We start from the raw sequence: 17,770 nt of genomic DNA, 5'->3' as shown, positions 1-17,770 counted from the left end.
GGACATTTCCTTAGTGACGACCTTCAGCACGGCGACCCTGGCTTTCGACATGCCCAGGAACTGTCGCCTATGTCCCGACTCAGGTGTCGCGTGTCAGTTGTCGCCTATGTCGTGAACCCAGACACCCCTACCTCCGCCGCAGGAACGAACGGTGCCCCGCCCCTCGAGAGGGACGGGGCACCGCTGCTTCTCAGGCGCCGGTCAGTCGACCGAGCCGACGCGGATCGTCAGGTCACCGTTCTTGGCGACCTTGACCACCCGGATCGTCACGCCGTGGTCGGGCACGTCCACGCTCGACCAGCCGGGCTGGGTCTGGCCGGGGTGCTCCCCCTCGACGGAGTGCTCGTCGGAGGCGAACCACCAGTTCTTCAGGTCGTTGAAGACCGGCGACCTGCCCGAGCCCTCGATCGTGTAGGGCTGCGCGAGGTAGTGCACGTCGAGGTCCCTGCTCCGCTTCAGCGAGAAGGGCGAGTCGTAGCCCATCTTCACCGGGCTCGCCAGCAGGTTGCCCGGACCGGGGAGGTGGTCGAACTCCGGCCGCGCGTCGACGACCAGGAGCTCACCGTGGCCGGGGTGGTCGCCCACGTTGTTGTCCGTGTAGGTCGTGTCCCAGTAGGTGACCAGCGCACCTGGCTCGTTGGCGTAGAACTCCACCTTGTCCGCGCGCTTCCCCGAGTAGCCGATGTAGCTGTAGAGGTGCTTGAGCAGGCGGTCGCGGCCGACGTACTGCCGGTTGTCGACGAAGTAGGCGTTGAGCTTCGAGACGTAGTCGGTGCCCGTCGTACGGCGGAAGCCCTTGAACGTCCAGCCCTCGTCGGCGGTCTCGGCGTCACCGATGACCTCGCCGTCCAGCGTGATGTTGTCCACCTGGAACCCGTTGAGCGCGAAGGCGCCGTCGGTCAGGTAGCGCCACCGGATCGCGTTGGTGCCCTCCGGCACCTCGGCGGTCAGGTCGACCCACCCGTCGGTCGTGCCGGAGATGCCGAAGCCGGAGGCGTTGAAGCCGCTGTCGTCCGCGCCCTCGTAGGAGTGGTCGGTCTCGACGTCCGCCCAGGTGGCGCCACCGTCGCTGGAGGCCTGGAGGAACGCGTAGTCCCAGCCGTCCTCGATGTTGTACTTCACCTTCGCGGTGAGCTCGCCGCCGTCCTCGACCTCCCGGGTCATCCGGGTGTCGAGGTCGTCGCCCCGGTCGCTCCAGAAGAACCGCTCACCGCACTCGTCGCACGGGTCACCGAGGTCGAGCTGCACCTGCTTGTCGGGCAGGACGACGATCGCGCCGTTGTACTTGCGGTCGCTGAGGACCTGGCCGGGCCGGAGCTCCACGGTCCCGTTGTTGCCGGCGTGGATCGACTTGTAGTCGAGCCAGCCGAGCTGGAACTTCTCCCAGGCGCCGAACGGCATCGGCTGGTCGCCGATCCCCTCGTCCTTGGGCGAGGTGCCGCGGGACTGTGCCATCAGGGACCAGAAGCCGACGCTGTTGGTGGCGCCACCGGTGTTGCCGGAGGTGTCGTAGAGGTCGGGAAGGCCGAGGTCATGGGCGTACTCGTGGGCGTAGACGCTGAGACCACCGTTCTCGGGCTGCATCGTGTAGTCGCTCACCCAGAGGCCGGTCGGGTTGTCCGGGAACTCGACGGCCGCGCCGCTCGGGTCGGACACGCCACCCTCGCCGACCTCGACGCCGCCCTTCTTCGGTCCGATCTCCGGGCCGGTCCCGAGCTTGTGGATCGAAACGTTGCCGCGGTGGCTCCAGATGGCGTCGGCGGCCTGGATCGGGTCACCGTCCGCCTCGTCGCCACCGGCGTGGACGATCTGGAAGTGGTCGATGTAGTTGTCCGGCTCGTTGAAGTCGCCGTCCTCGTCGTAGTCGTAACGGTCCTGACGGTCGAACGTCTTCAGGTAGGCCTGGATCTGCTCCATCGTCTGGCCGCTCTCGAGCCGCTTCGCCACCCAGAGGGAGAGGGCGTCGCGGATGAGGAACTCCGAGCTCTGGCACACGATGCTGCCGCAGTAGTTGCGCCCGTAGCGGGCCTCGTTGAAGGGCACCTTCACCCACTCGGTGATGTCGCCCTCGACCGAGTAGGCACCCATGGACTGGTCCTCGAAGAACTTCGCCATCCGGTTGAAGTACATGTCCTCGTAGAACGACCGGTTGTAGTTCTTGCGCCAGAGCGTGGTGTTGTCGTACTTGCGGTTCGGCTTCGGGATCTCGTTGTGGAGCGGCCCGTCGTAGCGGGTCGGGCTGCCGTCGGAGGGGAAGGCGCACTCCTCGGGGTCGGTGCTGTCGCAGAACGCCGAGTGCCGCTGCTCGCCGAACTCGGCCAGCACGACGAAGATCCGGTCGGTCCCGGTCTGGGCGACCTTCGCGAACCGACCCTTGCCGAGCTTCACGACCCGCTTGCCGACCGGTACGTCGCCACGGAGCTGCTGCTGGAGCGCCGACTGCCGCAGCACGTCGTACTTCTGCCGCCAGCGCGGCACCAGGTTGTCGGTCGTCACCTTCGTCGTGGACGCGCTCTGCCGCGTGTCGTCGGTGTGGGAGGGCGGCTGGGCGCCGGCCTCCGTCGCGGTGAGGGGCTGGGCCAACGCCCCCACCAGTGCTGCGGCGGCGAGCGCCGCGATCGTCTTGCCTCGCACAGTGCCTCCAGTGTCGAGATGCGGGGCGCGATCTGCGCCCTCGGGGTCCCGGCGCCGGATTCCGGCGGTTCCCGAGACTTGCGAGGGCAGTTGACGCCTCGCCGGGCGTCCGCCGACAGAGGGCGGCGGCCATCGTTACCGGACCGTGACCTACCGGCGGGCGGCCCGGCCGTGCCGGCTCGGCTGGCCGCAGGCGTCAAGATGTCCCCATGACGATCCTGCTGTCCGACCCCCGGGTCGGCGCGATCCCGGTGCGCGAGTCCGGGGAGCCGCTGGTCGCGCTCGGTCCCGGGCTCGGGCCGGCGCTCGCCCGGGTGCGGGAGTCGCTCGCCGTACGCCTGCACCGGGCTGCGGCGCTGCTGCCGGCCGGCGTCGGGCTCCGGGTCGTCGAGGGTCACCGGTCGGAGGCCGACCAGCGGCTGATCATCGCGCGCTACGCCGGCGAGGTCGCGGCGGCGCACCCCGGGGTCGACGCCGTCGAGCTGGAGATCCTGACCAGCCGCTTCGTCGCCCCGATCGCGGTCGCCCCGCACGTCGCGGGCGCTGCCGTCGACCTCACGCTCGTCGACGCCGACGGTGTCGAGCTCGACCTCGGGACCCCGATCGACGCGACGCCGGAGGAGTCCGACGACGCCTGCTACTTCGCGGCGACCGGCATCCCCGCCGCCGCACGCGCCCACCGCGACCTCCTCGCCGAGGTGCTGGGGGCGGTCGGGCTGGTGAACTACCCGACGGAGTGGTGGCACTGGTCGTACGGCGACCGCTACTGGGCGCTGATGACCGGCGCCCCGGCCGCGCTCTACGGCCCGGTCGCCGACCGCGAGGCGGTCGCGTGACCGAGCCGTCCGGCACCGCCGGGACCCAGCCGACGCTCCTCATCGACCCGTCGGCGGTCACCGCGAACGTCCGCACCATCGGCGCCGCCACCACCGGCGAGGTGATGGCGGTCGTCAAGGCCGAGGGGTTCGGCCACGGCACCGTCGCGGTCGCGCACGCGTCGCTCGCCGGCGGCGCGACCCGGTTCGGCGTCACCAACCTCGAGGAGGCGTTCGCCCTGCGCGACGCCGGCTTCACCGAGCGGATCCTCAGCTGGCTGAACCCGCTCGACGCCGACTTCGCGACTGCAGCCGAGCGCGACATCGAGATCGCCGTGCCGGGCCTGGCCCACCTCGACGTGGTGCGGGCGGCACCCGGGCTGCGGGTCCACCTCCAGCTCGACACCGGCATGGCCCGCGACGGAGCGAGCCCGGAGGAGTGGGTCGCGATGTGCCGCGAGGCGCGCTCCGCCGAGGAGGCCGGCGTGCTGTCCGTCGTGGGCGTCATGGGTCACCTCGCCTGCGCCGACCGGCCGGGCGACCCCGCCAACGAGGCCGGCCGGGACCGGTTCGCGTGGGGCCTGCGGACCGCCCAGGAGCTCGGGCTGACGCCGACCGACCACCACCTCGCCGCCACCGCGGCGACGCTGAGCGACCCGCTCACCCACCACACGATGAGCCGGATCGGGGCCGGCCTGGTCGGGATCAACGAGGCCCGCAACGTCGCCCTGCGACCCGCGCTCACGCTGACGGCGCCGTTGGTGCAGGTCCGCCGGATCGCGGCCGGCACCTCGGTCGGCTACGGCCACTCCTGGACCGCACCGCGTGACACCCGGCTCGGCCTGCTGGGCCTCGGGTACGCCGACGGGCTGCCGCGGCTCGCCTCGAACCGCGCCCAGGTGATGGTGCGCGGCCGCCGCTACCCGGTCGTCGGGCGCATCTCGATGGACATGACGATCGTCGACCTCGGCCCCGAGGACGGCGCCGTGCGCCAGGGCGACCTGGCCACCGTCTTCGGCCCCGGCGACGCGGGGGAGCCCACGGCGGCGGAGTGGGCCGGCTGGGCCGAGACCCTGGAGCATGAGATCGTCACCGGGCTGGGGCCCCGCCTGCACCGCACGACGCTGCCACTGGCGGCCGCTCCAGCCACCGACCCCGACCCGATCCAGATAGGGACCCGATGACCTCCCTCCGCGTCGCCGTGATCGGCGGCGGCACCAGCTGTGAGCACGACGTCTCCCTCGCCTCGGCGGGCGCCGCCGGGGCGGCCCTCACCGAGGCCGGTCACGACGTCGTGCCGCTGACCATCGACCGCGACGGCCTGTGGCGCGACGGCGACGGCAGCCCGATCGGCCTGGCCGGGGCCACCGAGGTGCTGCGGGGGTGCGCGGTCGCCGTACCGATGCTGCACGGGCCGGGCGGTGAGGACGGCACGCTGGCCGCGCTCTGCGACCTGGTCGCCGTCCCGTACGTCGGCTCCGCCCTCGGCGCCAGCGCGATCGCCATGGACAAGTGGGTCACCAAGCTGGTCGCCGAGGCCGTCGGCGTGCCCACCGCGCCTGGCCGGCTGGTGACTCGCGCCACCGCGGGCGAGGTCGCCTTCAGCCACCCCGTGGTCGTGAAGCCGGTCGCGGCGGGCTCCAGCTACGGGGTCTCGATGGTGCGCGACGCCTCCGAGCTGTCCGCCGCGCTCGACGCCGCCTTCGCGGTGGACGACCGGGTGCTGGTCGAGGACGTCGTCGTCGGCCGCGAGATCGACCTCGCCGTGCTGGGCCGTTCCGACGGGAGCCGCACGGTGCCGCCGGCGCTCGAGATCGTGGTGCCGGAGTCGGGGATCTTCGACCTCGAAAGCAAGTACGACGGCTCCGCGGTGTTCAAGATCCCGGCGCCGGTCACCGAGGCCGAGCAGGAGGCGCTGGAGCGCGCGGCCGTCGCCGTGTACGACGCCGTCGGCTGCTCGGGTATCGCGCGCGTCGACTTCTTCCTCACCGACACCGGCCCCGTGCTCAACGAGATCAACACCATCCCGGGGTTCACCGAGCACTCCCAGGTGCCGCGGATGTTCGCCGCCGACGGGATGTCGTACTCCGACCTCCTCGACGTCATGGTCCGGGAGGCCACGTCCGGCGATCGGTGACGGTAAAGCCGCGTCACGGAGGGGCAGCGGTTACCATCGTCCTGCCCGTGGCGTGGCGCTCCCGCCCGCCACGAACCCGGAGTTGGGGGAATCCATGCGTCGTGCCGTCGTCCTGCTGGCGGTCCTGCTGCCGTTGTCGCTGCTGGTGCCTGCGACGGCGCACAGCTACGAGCCGTCCGGCGGAGCCTCGTTCAACACGCCCGTGCCCTGGGGCGGCGCGTCCGCGCGGTCGGCCATCGTGCGCAAGGTGGAGCAGGCGATCCGCAACATCCGGCCGACGAAGCGGGACCCGCGCCCCAAGCTGATCCTCGCGGCGTACCTCTTCGACCGCCCGTCCAGCGCCGACGCGATCATCGGCGCGTGCAAGCGCGGCGTCTCCGTGCGCGTGATCATCGACGACGAGGTGAAGTCGAAGCCGTTCCGACGCATCGTCACCGCGCTGAACGCCGACAACGTCCGCGACCGCGACCGCAACGGCGTGCCCGACACCGACCCGAAGGCCGGTCGCTGCAACCGGCCGTTGCCCGCGGACTCCGGCGGCCTGCGCACCAAGCACCCGGTCGACGGGCCCGACGGCCCCGCGGCGATCCCGACGATGACCCCCCGCGAGGTGCACCGCAGCCTGGTCGAGGACAAGGGCACGCCGGTCACCTGGGGCCGTGACGGCAGCTACGTCCTGCGCTGCTCGGGCTCCTGCCGGGGCGGCCCCGAGGCCAACATGCACGCGAAGATCTACGCGTTCTCCAGCACCGGCTCCGCCAACAACGTGGTGATGTTCGCCTCGACGAACCTCAACGCCGGCGGCGTCAACAGCGGCTGGAACGACATGATCACGATGAAGAATCGGCCGAAGACGTTCGCCTTCGTCGAGAAGATGCACCGGAAGATGACCGCGCAGAAGCGCGCCGGGCGCAAGCTGGTCGAGATGATCGACGGCCCCTACACGACGCGGTTCTTCCCGATGTTCGGCGTCGGCAAGAAGCGCGACCCGCTGATGGTCGATCTCCGCAAGGTCAAGTGCAAGAGCGCGCTCGGCCCGACCCAGCTCTACATCCAGCAGTTCTGGTGGAACGGCCACCGCGGCAACTACATCTGGGACAAGGTCAGGGACCTGGCCCGCAGCGGATGCAAGGTGAAGATCATCTTCGGTGCCGTCGACGGCACCCTGCTCCGCAAGATGAAGGCGGCCCGCGCCTCGGGCCTCATCGAGCTCTGGGACAGCCGCTGGGACAGCTCCGACGTCGACGGCTGCGTCAACACCCGCACGCACATGAAGAACGTCGCGGTGCGCGGCACCTACGGCAAGAACCGGAAGTACGCCGGGGTCTGGACCGGCACGGCGAACTGGGCCACGGGCTCGCTCACCAAGGGCGACGAGGTGACGGTCAACGTGAAGAGCGCGAAGCTCTACAAGCAGTACGTCGCGCGCTGGAAGACGGTGAAGGCCCACAGCAGCCTGAACTGGACCCACGACCAGCCGGTCCCGCCGATCGACTGCCGCGACGACTGAGGCGAGGAGCAGCGCCAGCAGGACGCCGGCGAGGACGGCGCGCAGCGGCCGGCCACGGTCGTCATGGGGCGTGCCGGTGAGCAGCGCGCCGACCAGCCGGCGCCGGTCGTAGGACGCTGCTTCGAGCAGCTCCTTGGTCGTCGGCACGTCAGCCGCCGGTGGCCAGCGCCAGCCCGTCGGCCGCGAGCAGGACGAGGGGCGCCAGCGCGACCAGCGCCAACGTCTCCAGCAGGTCCCACAGCCGTGCGCGCAGCAGCGGCGGCGCTGCCGGTAGCCGGGCGAGCGCGGAGGCGGTCGCTCCGGCGCCGAGAAGCGTGAGCGCGACGACCGGCCGCGAAGCCGGGTCGCGCACGAGCAGCGCCACGGCCGTGGCCAGCAGCCCGGCCAGTCCGCCGTGGACCGCGACCAGCGCCGGCGTGCGGGCGCGCAGCCGACGGGCGCGCAGCAGCCCGACGACGCAGCAGTCGACGGCCAGCAGCGCGCCGACCGGGTCGTCGGCGACCACCGGCGCGAGGAGGGTGACGAGCGCTCCCCCGGCGGCGGATCCCGCCAGCAGCACCCGCTGCGAGCGGGCGGCCATCGCCTGCAGCCGGACCGGGTCGACCGGCGGCTGGTCGACCCGGGCGACGCCGAGCGCGACGGCTGCTGCCGGGACCGCGCCGCCGGCGAGGACGACCAGGGCGAGGAGCACCGCGCCGGGAGCCGACCACGACGCCGGGACGTCCGGGAGCCGGTCGTGCGCGAGCGCGACGAGCCCGACCGCGGTGGCGAGCAGGCCGGCCAGCAGCGTCGTGCGCCGGGCGTCGGCCGGCTGCCAGGCCGGTCGTCGCCCGACGACCTCCGCCGTCGCCTCGGCGAGGTCGTCGTGGGTGAGCGGCACCGGCTCGTCCGCGCGCGCCGTGACGGCGAGCAGGGTGCCGTCACCGACACCCTGCTCGACGAGCCCGCGGTCGGGCTGGAGCCTCCGACCGTGGGCGTGCAGGCCGTAGCCCGCGTAGGCGGCGGCCGGGTCGAGCAGCCCGACCGCCCGGGCGAGGTCGGGCACCAGCTCGGCCACCGCGACCGCGCCCGGGACGGCCAGGTCGCTCCGCCGTCCCCCAGCGACGGCGGTGACCCGGAGCAGCCGGTCGGACACGGGGTCCTCAGTGGACGAACCGGGCGGCACCACGGCGGTCGACCGCCTGGTAGTCGGCGTTCGACCGGATCACCGTGCGCTGGCTCTCGTCGAGCAGGTCACGCATCTCGGCGATCGCACGGTCCCAGGTCGCCTTGGCGTCGTGGTAGGACTGCTGGGCGTGGCCGGCCCACTCGCTGCGGAGCGGCGCCAGCTCGGCCTCGAGGCGGTTCATCCGGTTGTCGATGTCGGTGACGGTCCGGAGCATGTCGGAGGCGGCCTGGTCGAGCGCGGCGTGCTGGACGCGCATGCCGTCGAGGGGTGAGGTCATCGTCGTTCTCCTTCGGTGGTGGGTGGGGCCGGGGCGGGTCAGCCGAGACGGCCGAGGAGCCGGCCGTAGTCGGCGCCGACCGCGTCGTCGGTGGCGGTGTTGTCCTGCTCGGTCGCGGTGAGCGAGCTCGCGAAGTCGTCGAGCGCCCCGACGATCCGGCGCTGCCGCTCGGTCCACGCCTGGTGGAGGTGGAAGAACGCCTGGGCGCCCCGGCCGCCCCACCGGCCGTGGATGGCGGCGACCTGGCTGTCGAGCCGGGCGCTGAAACCGGTGAAGTCGGCGCGGGCGTCGCTCACGAGGGACGCGGCACGGCTGAGCGCGCCGTCCCCCTGGCCGAACTCGTCGGGCTGGACCATGGTGACTCCTTCTCGTCGGTGGACGTCGGGTTGTGTCGTCGGGTGGTGCCCCGGTCGCGGACGGGCGGAAACCGGGGCTCGCGGTTGTCCACAGGTCCCGTCGGCGACGGTTCCGCCGCGCCCGGTCGCCACTGTTGACTCGCCGGCATGGCCGAACCTCCGGAGCTCCCCACGGGCCGGATCCGTGTCGAGGAGCCGCCGCGGCTGCCGTCCGTCGAAGGGGCGAGCGGCGTCGCGATGAGCGCGATCCCGATGGTCGGCAGCCTGGGGTCCGTGGTGCTGGTCGCCTCGCTCGGCGGCGGCAGCTCCGGCGTGCGGATCCTCGCGGCCGGCCTGTTCCTGGTGGCGACGATCGCCTACCTCGGGCTCCAGGTCGACCGCCAGCGCGGTCAGCGGCGTCGGCTGCTGCTGGGCGCGCGCCGTAGCTACCTCCAGCACCTGGCAGGCGTGCGCGCCGCCGTACGGGACGCCGCCGACGGTCAGCGCCGAGCGCTCCTTCGGCGCCATCCCGACCCGGCCGCGCTGCCCGCGCTCGCGGCGGAGGGCTCGCGGGTGTGGGACCGGCGACCGGGGGACGCGGACTACCTGCAGGTGCGGTACGGCGTCCGCGACCAGCCGCTCTCGGCGCAGCTCGACGAGCCGGCCGGCCTGGCAGCCGACGACGCCGACCCCGCCGCCGTGGCGGCCGTCCGCCGGATGCTCACGACCCACCGGGTCCAGCCCGGCCTGCCGTGCACCGTCGACCTCCGCGAGACCCGGCGGCTGTCGCTGCCGGGAGCCGAGACCGGCCGGACGGCCGCTCGAGCGCTCGTCTGCGCGGCGGCGACCGCCCACTCCCCCGACCATCTCGCCGTCGCCGTGCTCACCACCGAGGACCTGCTCGAGGAGTGGGAGTGGGTCAAGTGGCTCCCGCACGCCCACAGTCCGGTCCGCGCCGACGCGGTCGGGCCGGTGCGGCTGGTCGGCACGTCAGGGGCCGCGCTGGCCGAGCTGCTCGTCGACGCACCGCACCTGCTGCTCGTCGTCGACGGCCCCGGCTCGGCGCACCCCGTGCTGCCGCCCGACGGCCGGGCCGGGGCGACCGTGGTCCTCGTCGGCGGAGACGGTCCGGGCGACGGTGTCGACACCGAGGTCGACACCGAGGTCGTCCTCGACCACGGCGACCTCGCCACCGCGGAGGCCGTGGCCCGGCGGCTGCTCGCCCACCGCGTGCCGGCGGAGGGTCCCCGCGCCGTCGCCGAGCTGCGCCTGCCGGTCGAGCCCGACTGGCGGGCCCGGTCCGCACGCGACCGGCTGCGGGTACCGATCGGCGCCGGTGACGACGGCGTGGTCCACCTCGACCTCAAGGAGTCGGCCGCGGGCGGGATGGGCCCGCACGGGCTGGTGGTCGGCGCGACGGGCAGCGGCAAGTCCGAGCTCCTGCGCACCCTGGTGCTCGCGCTCGTCACGACCCACCCGCCCGACGAGCTCAACCTGGTGCTCGTCGACTTCAAGGGCGGCGCGACGTTCGCCGGGATGGCCGACCTGCCGCACGTGTCGGCCGTCATCACCAACCTCGCCGGCGAGCTGGCCCTCGTCGACCGGATGCAGGACGCGCTGGAGGGCGAGATGGTGCGCCGACAGGTCGCCCTCCGCGCCGCCGGCAACCTGGCGTCGGTGCACGACTATGCCCGCGCCCGGTCCCGCGGCGATGACCTGGCGCCGCTCCCCACCCTGCTCGTCGTGGTCGACGAGTTCTCCGAGCTGCTGTCCGCGAAGCCCGAGCTCACCGAGCTGTTCGTGGCGATCGGACGGCTCGGCCGCTCGCTGGGGCTGCACCTGCTGCTGGCGTCGCAGCGGCTGGAGGAGGGCCGGCTCCGCGGCCTCGAGTCCCACCTCTCCTACCGGATCGGCCTGCGCACGTTCAGCGCCCAGGAGTCACGCACCGTGCTCGGGGTGCCGGACGCCTACCAGCTGCCTCCGGTGCCGGGGCTCGGCTACCTGAGGCCCGGTCCCGACGAGCTGGTGCGGTTCCGGGCGGCCTACGTGTCCGGTCCGGCGCCGACCGGGCCCGCGCGCCGGCCGGTCCGTCGTGGCCCCGCGGTGCTGCCGTACGTCGTTCGGCCGGTCGTCCTCGCCGCGCGGCCCGCCGCGCGCCCCACCGCCGCTGTCGAGGCCGGTCCGTCTGTCCTCGACCTGGTGGTCGACCGGCTGCGCGGACGCGGTCCTGCCGCACACCGGATCTGGCTCCCTCCGCTGGGCCGCCCCGACGCTCTCGTCGACCTGCTGCCGGCGGCGGGGCCGCTCCGGTTCCCGGTCGGCACGCTGGACCGTCCTCGCGAGCAGCGTCGCGACCCGCTCGTGCTCGACCTCGGCGGCGCCGGCGGTCACGTCGCCGTCGTCGGCGGCCCGCGGAGCGGCAAGAGCACCCTGCTGCGCACGATCGTCGCGGCCACCGCGCTGACGAGCAGCCCGCGCGCGGTGCGGTGGTATGTCCTCGACCTCGCCGGCGCGCTCGCCGACCTCGCGGACCTCCCCCACGTGGCCGGCGTCGCGAGCCGGACCGAGGGCGACGTCGTACGCCGGGTCGTGGCGGAGGTGCGCGCCATCGCCGACAGCCGCGAGTCCGGACAGGAGACCGGCGAGCGGGACGAGGTCTTCGTCTGCGTCGACGGCTGGGGCACCCTCCGCGCGGAGCACGACGAGCTCGAGACGGCCCTCCAGCAGCTGGCCCAGCGTGGGCTGGGCCTCGGCGTCCACCTGGTGGTCTCGGCGGCACGGTGGTCGGACTTCCGGCCCGCGCTGCGCGACCAGCTCGGCACCCGGCTCGAGCTGCGCCTCGGCGATCCCCTCGACTCGGAGGTCGACCGCCGGGCCGCGGCCACGGTGCCGGCCGACCGGCCCGGTCGCGGGTTGGCGGCCGGCCCACTGCACTTCCTCGCCGCCCGGCCGCCCGACGACCTCGTCGAGCGGGCGCGGGCCACCTGGCCGGGGCTGGTGGCGCCGCGGTTGCGGTTGTTGCCGGAGGTGCTCGACCTGGACGCGCTGCGCCGGGCGGCACCGGACACGACCGGTCTGCTGCTCGGGGTCGACGAGGCGCGGCTGGCACCGGTCGTGCTCGACCCGGACGCCGATCCGCACCTGCTCGTCCTGGGCGAGGCGCGGTCCGGGAAGTCCGACCTGCTCCGGACCTACCTGCGCGAGGTCGTCCGCAGCCGCTCCGCGCAGCGCGCTCAGGTGGTCGTCGTCGACTACCGACGATCGCTGCTCGGTGAGGTGGCCGACGAGCACCTCCTCCACTACCTGACCTCTGCCGAGCGGGCCCGGCCGGCGCTGGACGAGCTGGCGTCGTACCTCCGCTCCCGCCTGCCCGGGCCCGACGTCACGCCCGACCAGCTCCGGACCCGCTCGTGGTGGCACGGCGCCGAGGTGTTCGTCGTGGTCGACGACTACGACCTGGTCGCGCCACCGTCCGGCCCGTCCGGCTCGTCCGGCCCGACCGGCTCGCCGATCGCGGCGCTGCAGCCGCTGCTGGCCCAGGCCGGGGACGTCGGCCTCCACCTGGTCCTCGCCCGGCGAACCGGTGGGGCCTCGCGCGCGTTGTTCGAGCCGGTGGTCCAGACGCTGCGCGACCTGGCGGCGCCGGGAGTGCTGCTGAGCGGCAGCCCCGACGAGGGCCCGCTCGTCGGCGGCGTCCGCGCGGTGCCGGCGGTGCCGGGGCGGGCGCGGCTGGTCACCCGGGAGCGGGGGACGGAGGTGGTGCAGGTCGCGTGGGTCCCGCGATGAGGGCGCCGATGGCCGTCGTGACCGGCACCGCGAGCACGAGACCGATGGAGGTCACCAGCGTCCGCACGATCTCCTCGGCGAGCTGTTCGGTCGACCGGAGCTCGACGATGGAGCGGTCGTAGACGCTGAGGAGCATGAGGACGAACAAGGCGGTGCCGACGTAGGCGAAGACGATGGTGTAGATCGTCGAGGCGATGTGGTCGCGCCCGATCCGCATCGCGCCGGCGTACACCTCCCGTCGCGTGGCCGACGGCGAGGCGGCGCGGAGCTCCCAGACCGCCGAGGCCTGGGTGATCGTCACGTCGTTGAGCACCCCGAGCCCGGCGATCACGAGCGCACAGCCGAGCAGCGAGGGGAAGTCGAGGCCGTCGTCGAAGCCGCGGAGCAGGCTGCTCGCGTCGTCGGAGATGCCGGTCAACCGGGCGTCGTCGACCGCCACCGCGGCCAGCACTGCCGTGATCGCGATGCCCACGAGGGTGCCGGCGAGCGCCGTGCTCGTCCGCAACGACAGCCCGTGGGTCAGGTAGAGGACGACGTACATGATCGCGGAGGATCCGGCTAGGGCGACGCCGATGCCCGGGGCGCCGCCCATCAACGCGGGCACCAGGAACCACCAGACCACCGAGGCGCCGAACGTGAGACTGGCCAGGGCGAACAAGCCGCGCTGTCGCCCGACCACGACCACCACGGCGAGGAAGACGACGAGCAGCCAGACGAGGGTGCCGTCCCGGTCCGTGGCGAAGTAGGAGTAGACCGGCGCACCGCCCTCGCCGACCGGGTTCTTCAACAGCTCCACCGAGTCGCCCGGCGCGAGGCCTGCCTCGAGCACCTCCGGGGGCACCTGCACCCGCGCCCGTCGCTCGTCGACCTCCACCGTGACCAGCCCGCAGCCCTCGGAGGGTGCTTCCTGCACCGGACAGGGCTCGCCGACGGCGCGGACCACGCCGTGCTCGAAGGTCGCCCCGTCGGCGGCGTACGACGCGCTGCCGACCGCGCTCTCCTCACCGGAGGGCCACCACACGACGATCCCGACCACGGTGGCGACGCCCGCCAGCGCGAGCCCGACGAGCAGGCCGACCCTCGTCGGGGTGCGCACCTCGATCACGTCGTCCGCTCCCCCTGCGCGGTGCGCATGCCGGTGCCCCATCGGCCGCCTCCTCTGAGAACAGTTCTCATTGTCGCGCGAGGCTATCGCACTGCTATTTTGAGAATCATTCTCAACTAGACCAGGAGGCTTCACTGTGCAGACCCCGATCGTGCTCCTCACCGGCGTCGACCCCGATGCGATGGCCACCACCATGGTCGGCATCCAGTTCGGCCTGCCAGGAACGGTCGCGGTCCGGCACCGGATCGACGTGGAACGCCAGCTGCTCGTGCGGACGGTCAGCGACCTCACCGGAGTGCTCGAGCAGCACGAGACGACCCTCGAGCATGCGTGCGTGAGCTGCGCGATCCGGGAGGACATCCTGCCGACCCTCGAGCGGCTAGCCCGCCAGGGCCGGTGGCAGAGCATGGTCGTGCACCTCCCTGTCGGTGCCGCGGCCGGCCAGATCTGCTGGGTGCTCGCCCGGGAGACGCGCTTCGCCCGGCTGCTGCGGGTCTCGGCGGTTGTCGCCGCGCTCGATCCGCGCGACCCGGTGCGGGACCTGCTGGGCGACGACCTGCTGGCAGACCGAGCGCTGCACACGTCGTACGACGACCGGCGCGGCGTCGGCGAGGTGCTCGCCGCGATGATCGAGCACGCGGACCTGGTCGCGCTCGACGGGCCGGCCCACCCGGTCGCGGACGGGCTGGTCCGCACGCTCGCCCGCCCCGACGCGACCGTCGTCACCAGCGCGAGCGAGGTCGGCGCCGACACCCTGACCGCGCACCTGCACCAGCACAGCCGCACCGAGGCGTGGACCTCGCCGGTCCGTGGATCGGAGCTGCCGCCGGCCCGTGGTGAGGGGGTCTGGCAGCTCGACCTGCGGTCCTCGAGGCCGTTCCACCCGAGCCGACTGCTGGAGTCGCTCGAGCAGCTCGGCTCGGGCGCTCATCGCTCGCGCGGCTGCTTCTGGCTCCCGAGCCGGCCCGGCCGGGTCATCGAGTGGGACGGCGCGGGCGGGCAGCTGAGCATCGGCCACCACGGCGGATGGAGGGACCGGCCGCCCTTCACCCGGATCGTGCTGACCGGCGTCGGCGTTGCGCCGGCCCACGCCCGTGCGTCGTTCGCGGCGATGCTCGCGGGCCCGGGCGAGACCCGCCACGACCGGTGGGACTCCGCGGAGGACGGCTTCGAGCCATGGCTCGGCAGCCGAAACTAGAACGCGTTACAGTCTCGGCGTGACCACGGTCCCCGCACCTCTTCAGCCCGCGTACGACGTCGTCGTGGTCGGCTCCGGCGGCGGCGCCATGACCGCCGCAGCGCTGGCCGCGAAGGCCGGGCTCTCGGTCGTCGTCCTCGAGCGGACCTCGCTGATCGGCGGGACCTCGGCCTACTCCGGCGGCGCCTGCTGGCTGCCCGGCAGTGCCGTGCAGCAGCGGGCCGCCCTCCCCGACTCCACCGAGGGCGCCCGCGCCTACCTGGACGCGGTGCTCGAGGACCCCGACACCACCAAGGTCGAGGCGTTCCTCGCGCACGCGCCGGAGCTGGTCGCCGCGCTCGAGGACGACGAGCTGATGGACTTCGAGTGGATCCCGTTCTCGGAGTACTACGACGCGCCCGGTCGGGTCCCCATGGGCCGGTCGATCCAGCCGTCGGCGATCCGCCGCGACCAGCTGGGCCCGGCGGTGATGGCGCTGCTGCGCCCGCCGGTCGAGCGCGACCGGGTCGGTGCGGCCGGGCGGTCGACACTCTCCGGTGGCCAGGCCCTGATCGGCAGGCTCGCCGCGATGTTCGTCCGCGACGGCGGCACGGTCGCGACCGAGCACCACGTCATCGACGTCCGACGAGAGGGCGGTGACGGTGCAGGTCGGGTCACGGGTGTCGTCGTCGACACCCCGGAGGGCACCGTCGAGGTCGGGGCCCGGCGCGGCGTCATCGTCGCGGCGGGCGGCTACGAGGGCAGCCCGGAACGTCGCGCCGAGCACGGCACGCCGGGCCGCGCCGCCTGGACGATGGCGCCGCGGGGCACCAACACCGGCGACCTGATCGAGGCGTGCGCGAAGGCGGGCGCGGCCACCGACTACTCCGGGGAGGGCTGGTTCTGTCCCGGCCTCGAGCAGCCCGACGGCAGCGGGACGTTCACGCTCGGGTTCCGCAGCGGGCTGATGGTCGACCAGACCGGCCGCCGCTACGGCAACGAGTGCCTGCCCTACGACCGGTTCGGCCGGATCATGGCAGAGGCGCCCGAGCGGATCCCGTCGTGGTTCGTGTTCGACAGCCGCGAGGGTGGCCGACTTCCGGCGATCGCCATGCCCGAGGGCGACCCGGCCGACCACCTCGCGGCCGGCACCTGGGTGACCGCCGGGACCCTCGCCGAGCTCGCGACGGAGATCGACGTCGACCCGGCCGTCCTCACCACGACCGTCGAGCGGTTCAACGGGTTCGCCGCGTCCGGCGTCGACGAGGACTTCGGCCGGGGCGAGGACGAGTACGACACGTTCTTCGCCGGTGGCAGCGGCCCCAACAAGGCGCTGACGCCGGTCGACCAGCCGCCGTACGTCGCCGCGCGGTTCGTGCTGTCCGACCTCGGCACCAAGGGCGGCCTGGTCACCGACGAGGCCGGGCGGGTGCTGGACGCCGCCACCGGTGCTCCGGTCCCGGGGCTCTACGCGAGCAGCAACTCGGTGGCGTCGGTCTTCGGGTCGCGCTATCCCGGGCCCGGCGCCCCCCTCGGCGCGGCGATGGTCTTCGCCTCGCTCGCGGTCCGCGACCTACTCGGCTGACAGCCGCTCGAGGACGCCCGCGCAGATGGCGCCGAGCTCGCGCACCTGCTCGGGGTCGAGGCCGTCGAAGAAGACCTCCTTGACCAGGGCGGCGTGCGCCGGGGCGGCCGCGCGGATCGCCTCCAGCCCGGCCTCGGTGATGTCGACGAACGCGCCGCGGCGGTCGTCGGCGCACTCGCGCCGGGCGACCAGGCCGCGCGCGGCCATCCGGGTGACGTGCTTGGACAGGCGGCTCTTCTCCCACTGCAGGCTCACCCCGAGGTCTCGCATCCGGACGCTGCGGTCCGGCTCGTCGGTCAGCGCCACCAGCACGTCGTAGTCCTGGAGGGAGAGCCCGCTATCGGCCTGCAGCTCGCGGCTCAGCCGCGCGAACAAGCGGGCGTAGACGTCGAGCCACGCCCGCCAGGTCTGCTGCTGGTCGTCGTCGAGCCATGGTCCGGACACACCACCATTCTAGCGAGAATGGTTGACGCATCCACCATCGCGGAGGGGTGGAAGGATGCGCGGGTGGCTCCTGACAACCCTGTGTACGAGTGCGAGATCCAGGCGCGGCTGCGCGACGTGAACCTCGGTGGTCACGTCGACAACGTCGAGGCGATCCGGGTGCTCGACGAGGCGCGGATCCAGCTCCTGCGGTTCGCGCCGATGCCGGACCTCTCGGGCGAGCGCCCGGGCCTGATGGGAAGGGTTCCCGACGGCATCCCCGAGCTGGTGGGCGCGCAGCGGATCGACTACCACGCCGAGATGCGCTGGGTGCCGTTCCAGCCGTTCCTGGTGCGGATGTGGGTGAGCCACGTCGGCGGCTCGTCGTTCAGCATCGCTTCCGAGCTCCGGGTCGTGGCGGACCACCCGCCCGCCCTGGTCGCGGAGACGTCGCTGGTGCTGTGGGACCACAGCGCCGCCGCCCCGTGGCGGATGTCGGACGAGGTGCGCGCGGACCTGGCGGCCTACGCCGGTCCGCCGGTCGAGCTCCGGGAGCGACCGTCGGTCAGATGACCCGGCGCCCGGCGCGCTCGGCCCGACGCCGGTCGCGCATGCGGCGGAGCCGGCGCACGGTCAGCGGGTCGGCCTCGACGGCGTCCTCGCGCTCGATCAGCGCGTTGAGCGCCTGGTAGTAGGCCGCGCTGGACATGCCGAACCGCTCGCGGATCGCTTCGTCCTTGGTGCCGGCGACGGTGAACCACGAGCGCTCCAGCTCGAGCATCGCCAGCTCGGTGTCGGTCAGGGCCATGGGAAAATCG

General features: G+C 73.3%; 15 protein-coding genes. 8 read left to right on the top strand and 7 right to left on the bottom strand.

From position 1 onward, the window contains the following. Positions 1 to 201 precede the first annotated feature (201 nt). Positions 202 to 2,634, bottom strand: a complete 2,433-nt coding sequence (locus DJ010_RS21480) for an immune inhibitor A domain-containing protein (protein WP_109697501.1) — start codon at positions 2,632 to 2,634, stop codon at positions 202 to 204. A 209-nt stretch (positions 2,635 to 2,843) separates the two neighbouring features. Between DJ010_RS21480 and DJ010_RS21475 the strand changes: the two genes are divergently transcribed. The 4 genes from DJ010_RS21475 to DJ010_RS21460 all read left to right on the top strand — a co-directional run bounded on the left by DJ010_RS21475 (position 2,844) and on the right by DJ010_RS21460 (position 7,096). Next, a complete protein-coding gene (locus tag DJ010_RS21475) occupies positions 2,844 to 3,470 on the top strand; it encodes a M15 family metallopeptidase (protein ID WP_109697500.1) in 627 nt (208 codons plus the stop codon). Next, the gene (gene alr, locus DJ010_RS21470) at positions 3,467 to 4,633 is read left to right on the top strand and encodes an alanine racemase (protein ID WP_109697499.1); all 1,167 of its coding nucleotides are present in this window, start codon (positions 3,467 to 3,469) and stop codon (positions 4,631 to 4,633) included. The genes DJ010_RS21475 and alr overlap by 4 nt, the downstream gene beginning before the upstream one ends. After that, entirely contained in the window at positions 4,630 to 5,586 is a 957-nt protein-coding gene (locus DJ010_RS21465) for a D-alanine--D-alanine ligase family protein (protein ID WP_109697498.1), read from the top strand. The genes alr and DJ010_RS21465 overlap by 4 nt, the downstream gene beginning before the upstream one ends. A 94-nt stretch (positions 5,587 to 5,680) precedes the next feature. Further along, on the top strand, positions 5,681 to 7,096 hold the full coding sequence (locus DJ010_RS21460) for a phospholipase D-like domain-containing protein (RefSeq protein ID WP_109697497.1): 1,416 nt from the start codon (positions 5,681 to 5,683) through the stop codon (positions 7,094 to 7,096). A 148-nt stretch (positions 7,097 to 7,244) separates the two neighbouring features. Here DJ010_RS21460 and DJ010_RS21455 read toward each other — a convergent pair whose 3' ends face one another. From DJ010_RS21455 to DJ010_RS21445, 3 genes are read right to left on the bottom strand one after another with little or no spacing between them, the layout of a single operon-like run. Next, positions 7,245 to 8,231 (bottom strand): EsaB/YukD family protein, encoded by a 987-nt coding sequence (locus DJ010_RS21455; RefSeq protein ID WP_109697496.1) that lies wholly within the window; start codon positions 8,229 to 8,231, stop codon positions 7,245 to 7,247. Between the two features lie 7 nt (positions 8,232 to 8,238). After that, positions 8,239 to 8,541, bottom strand: a complete 303-nt coding sequence (locus DJ010_RS21450; RefSeq protein WP_109697495.1) for a WXG100 family type VII secretion target — start codon at positions 8,539 to 8,541, stop codon at positions 8,239 to 8,241. A gap of 38 nt (positions 8,542 to 8,579) precedes the next feature. Continuing rightward, a complete protein-coding gene (locus DJ010_RS21445) occupies positions 8,580 to 8,897 on the bottom strand; it encodes a WXG100 family type VII secretion target (protein ID WP_109697494.1) in 318 nt (105 codons plus the stop codon). A gap of 147 nt (positions 8,898 to 9,044) precedes the next feature. On the opposite strand from DJ010_RS21445, the gene eccCa reads away from it, so the two are divergent. Further along, entirely contained in the window at positions 9,045 to 12,662 is a 3,618-nt protein-coding gene (gene eccCa / locus DJ010_RS21440) for a type VII secretion protein EccCa (protein ID WP_109697493.1), read from the top strand. On the opposite strand, the gene DJ010_RS21435 is transcribed toward eccCa, so the two are convergent. Continuing rightward, on the bottom strand, positions 12,610 to 13,809 hold the full coding sequence (locus DJ010_RS21435) for a YibE/F family protein (protein ID WP_109697492.1): 1,200 nt from the start codon (positions 13,807 to 13,809) through the stop codon (positions 12,610 to 12,612). The two genes, eccCa and DJ010_RS21435, sit on opposite strands and share 53 nt — an antisense overlap. Positions 13,810 to 13,903: 94 nt before the next feature. On the opposite strand from DJ010_RS21435, the gene DJ010_RS21430 reads away from it, so the two are divergent. Together DJ010_RS21430 and DJ010_RS21425 are read left to right on the top strand one after the other, a co-directional pair. Then, a complete protein-coding gene (locus DJ010_RS21430) occupies positions 13,904 to 14,965 on the top strand; it encodes a CobW family GTP-binding protein (RefSeq protein ID WP_109697491.1) in 1,062 nt (353 codons plus the stop codon). A 19-nt stretch (positions 14,966 to 14,984) separates the two neighbouring features. Continuing rightward, on the top strand, positions 14,985 to 16,529 hold the full coding sequence (locus DJ010_RS21425) for an FAD-dependent oxidoreductase (protein ID WP_245927799.1): 1,545 nt from the start codon (positions 14,985 to 14,987) through the stop codon (positions 16,527 to 16,529). Here the strand turns inward: DJ010_RS21425 and DJ010_RS21420 are convergent. Next, the gene (locus DJ010_RS21420) at positions 16,518 to 16,973 is read right to left on the bottom strand and encodes a MarR family winged helix-turn-helix transcriptional regulator (RefSeq protein WP_109697490.1); all 456 of its coding nucleotides are present in this window, start codon (positions 16,971 to 16,973) and stop codon (positions 16,518 to 16,520) included. The two genes, DJ010_RS21425 and DJ010_RS21420, sit on opposite strands and share 12 nt — an antisense overlap. Before the next feature lie 63 nt (positions 16,974 to 17,036). On the opposite strand from DJ010_RS21420, the gene DJ010_RS21415 reads away from it, so the two are divergent. After that, complete coding sequence (locus DJ010_RS21415) at positions 17,037 to 17,525, top strand: acyl-CoA thioesterase (protein ID WP_146207435.1); 489 nt, start codon at positions 17,037 to 17,039, stop codon at positions 17,523 to 17,525. On the opposite strand, the gene DJ010_RS21410 is transcribed toward DJ010_RS21415, so the two are convergent. Further along, positions 17,518 to 17,760 (bottom strand): DUF3263 domain-containing protein, encoded by a 243-nt coding sequence (locus tag DJ010_RS21410; RefSeq protein ID WP_109697488.1) that lies wholly within the window; start codon positions 17,758 to 17,760, stop codon positions 17,518 to 17,520. The two genes, DJ010_RS21415 and DJ010_RS21410, sit on opposite strands and share 8 nt — an antisense overlap. Positions 17,761 to 17,770: the final 10 nt, after the last annotated feature.

The sequence above is a fragment of the Nocardioides silvaticus genome, from assembly GCF_003160695.1.
GTDB classification, from domain to species: domain Bacteria; phylum Actinomycetota; class Actinomycetes; order Propionibacteriales; family Nocardioidaceae; genus Nocardioides; species Nocardioides silvaticus.
This window is presented reverse-complemented; position numbering and strand designations above follow the sequence as displayed.

What these genes read in the sequence shown, in the direction of transcription:
- eccCa (WP_109697493.1), top strand. Translation starts at nt 9,045, where the DNA reads ATGGCCGAACCTCCGGAGCTCCCCACGGGCCGGATCCGTGTCGAGGAG.
- DJ010_RS21465 (WP_109697498.1), top strand. Translation starts at nt 4,630, where the DNA reads ATGACCTCCCTCCGCGTCGCCGTGATCGGCGGCGGCACCAGCTGTGAG.
- DJ010_RS21445 (WP_109697494.1), bottom strand. Translation starts at nt 8,897, where the DNA reads ATGGTCCAGCCCGACGAGTTCGGCCAGGGGGACGGCGCGCTCAGCCGT.
- DJ010_RS21410 (WP_109697488.1), bottom strand. Translation starts at nt 17,760, where the DNA reads ATGGCCCTGACCGACACCGAGCTGGCGATGCTCGAGCTGGAGCGCTCG.
- DJ010_RS21460 (WP_109697497.1), top strand. Translation starts at nt 5,681, where the DNA reads ATGCGTCGTGCCGTCGTCCTGCTGGCGGTCCTGCTGCCGTTGTCGCTG.
- DJ010_RS21435 (WP_109697492.1), bottom strand. Translation starts at nt 13,809, where the DNA reads ATGGGGCACCGGCATGCGCACCGCGCAGGGGGAGCGGACGACGTGATC.
- DJ010_RS21450 (WP_109697495.1), bottom strand. Translation starts at nt 8,541, where the DNA reads ATGACCTCACCCCTCGACGGCATGCGCGTCCAGCACGCCGCGCTCGAC.
- DJ010_RS21475 (WP_109697500.1), top strand. Translation starts at nt 2,844, where the DNA reads ATGACGATCCTGCTGTCCGACCCCCGGGTCGGCGCGATCCCGGTGCGC.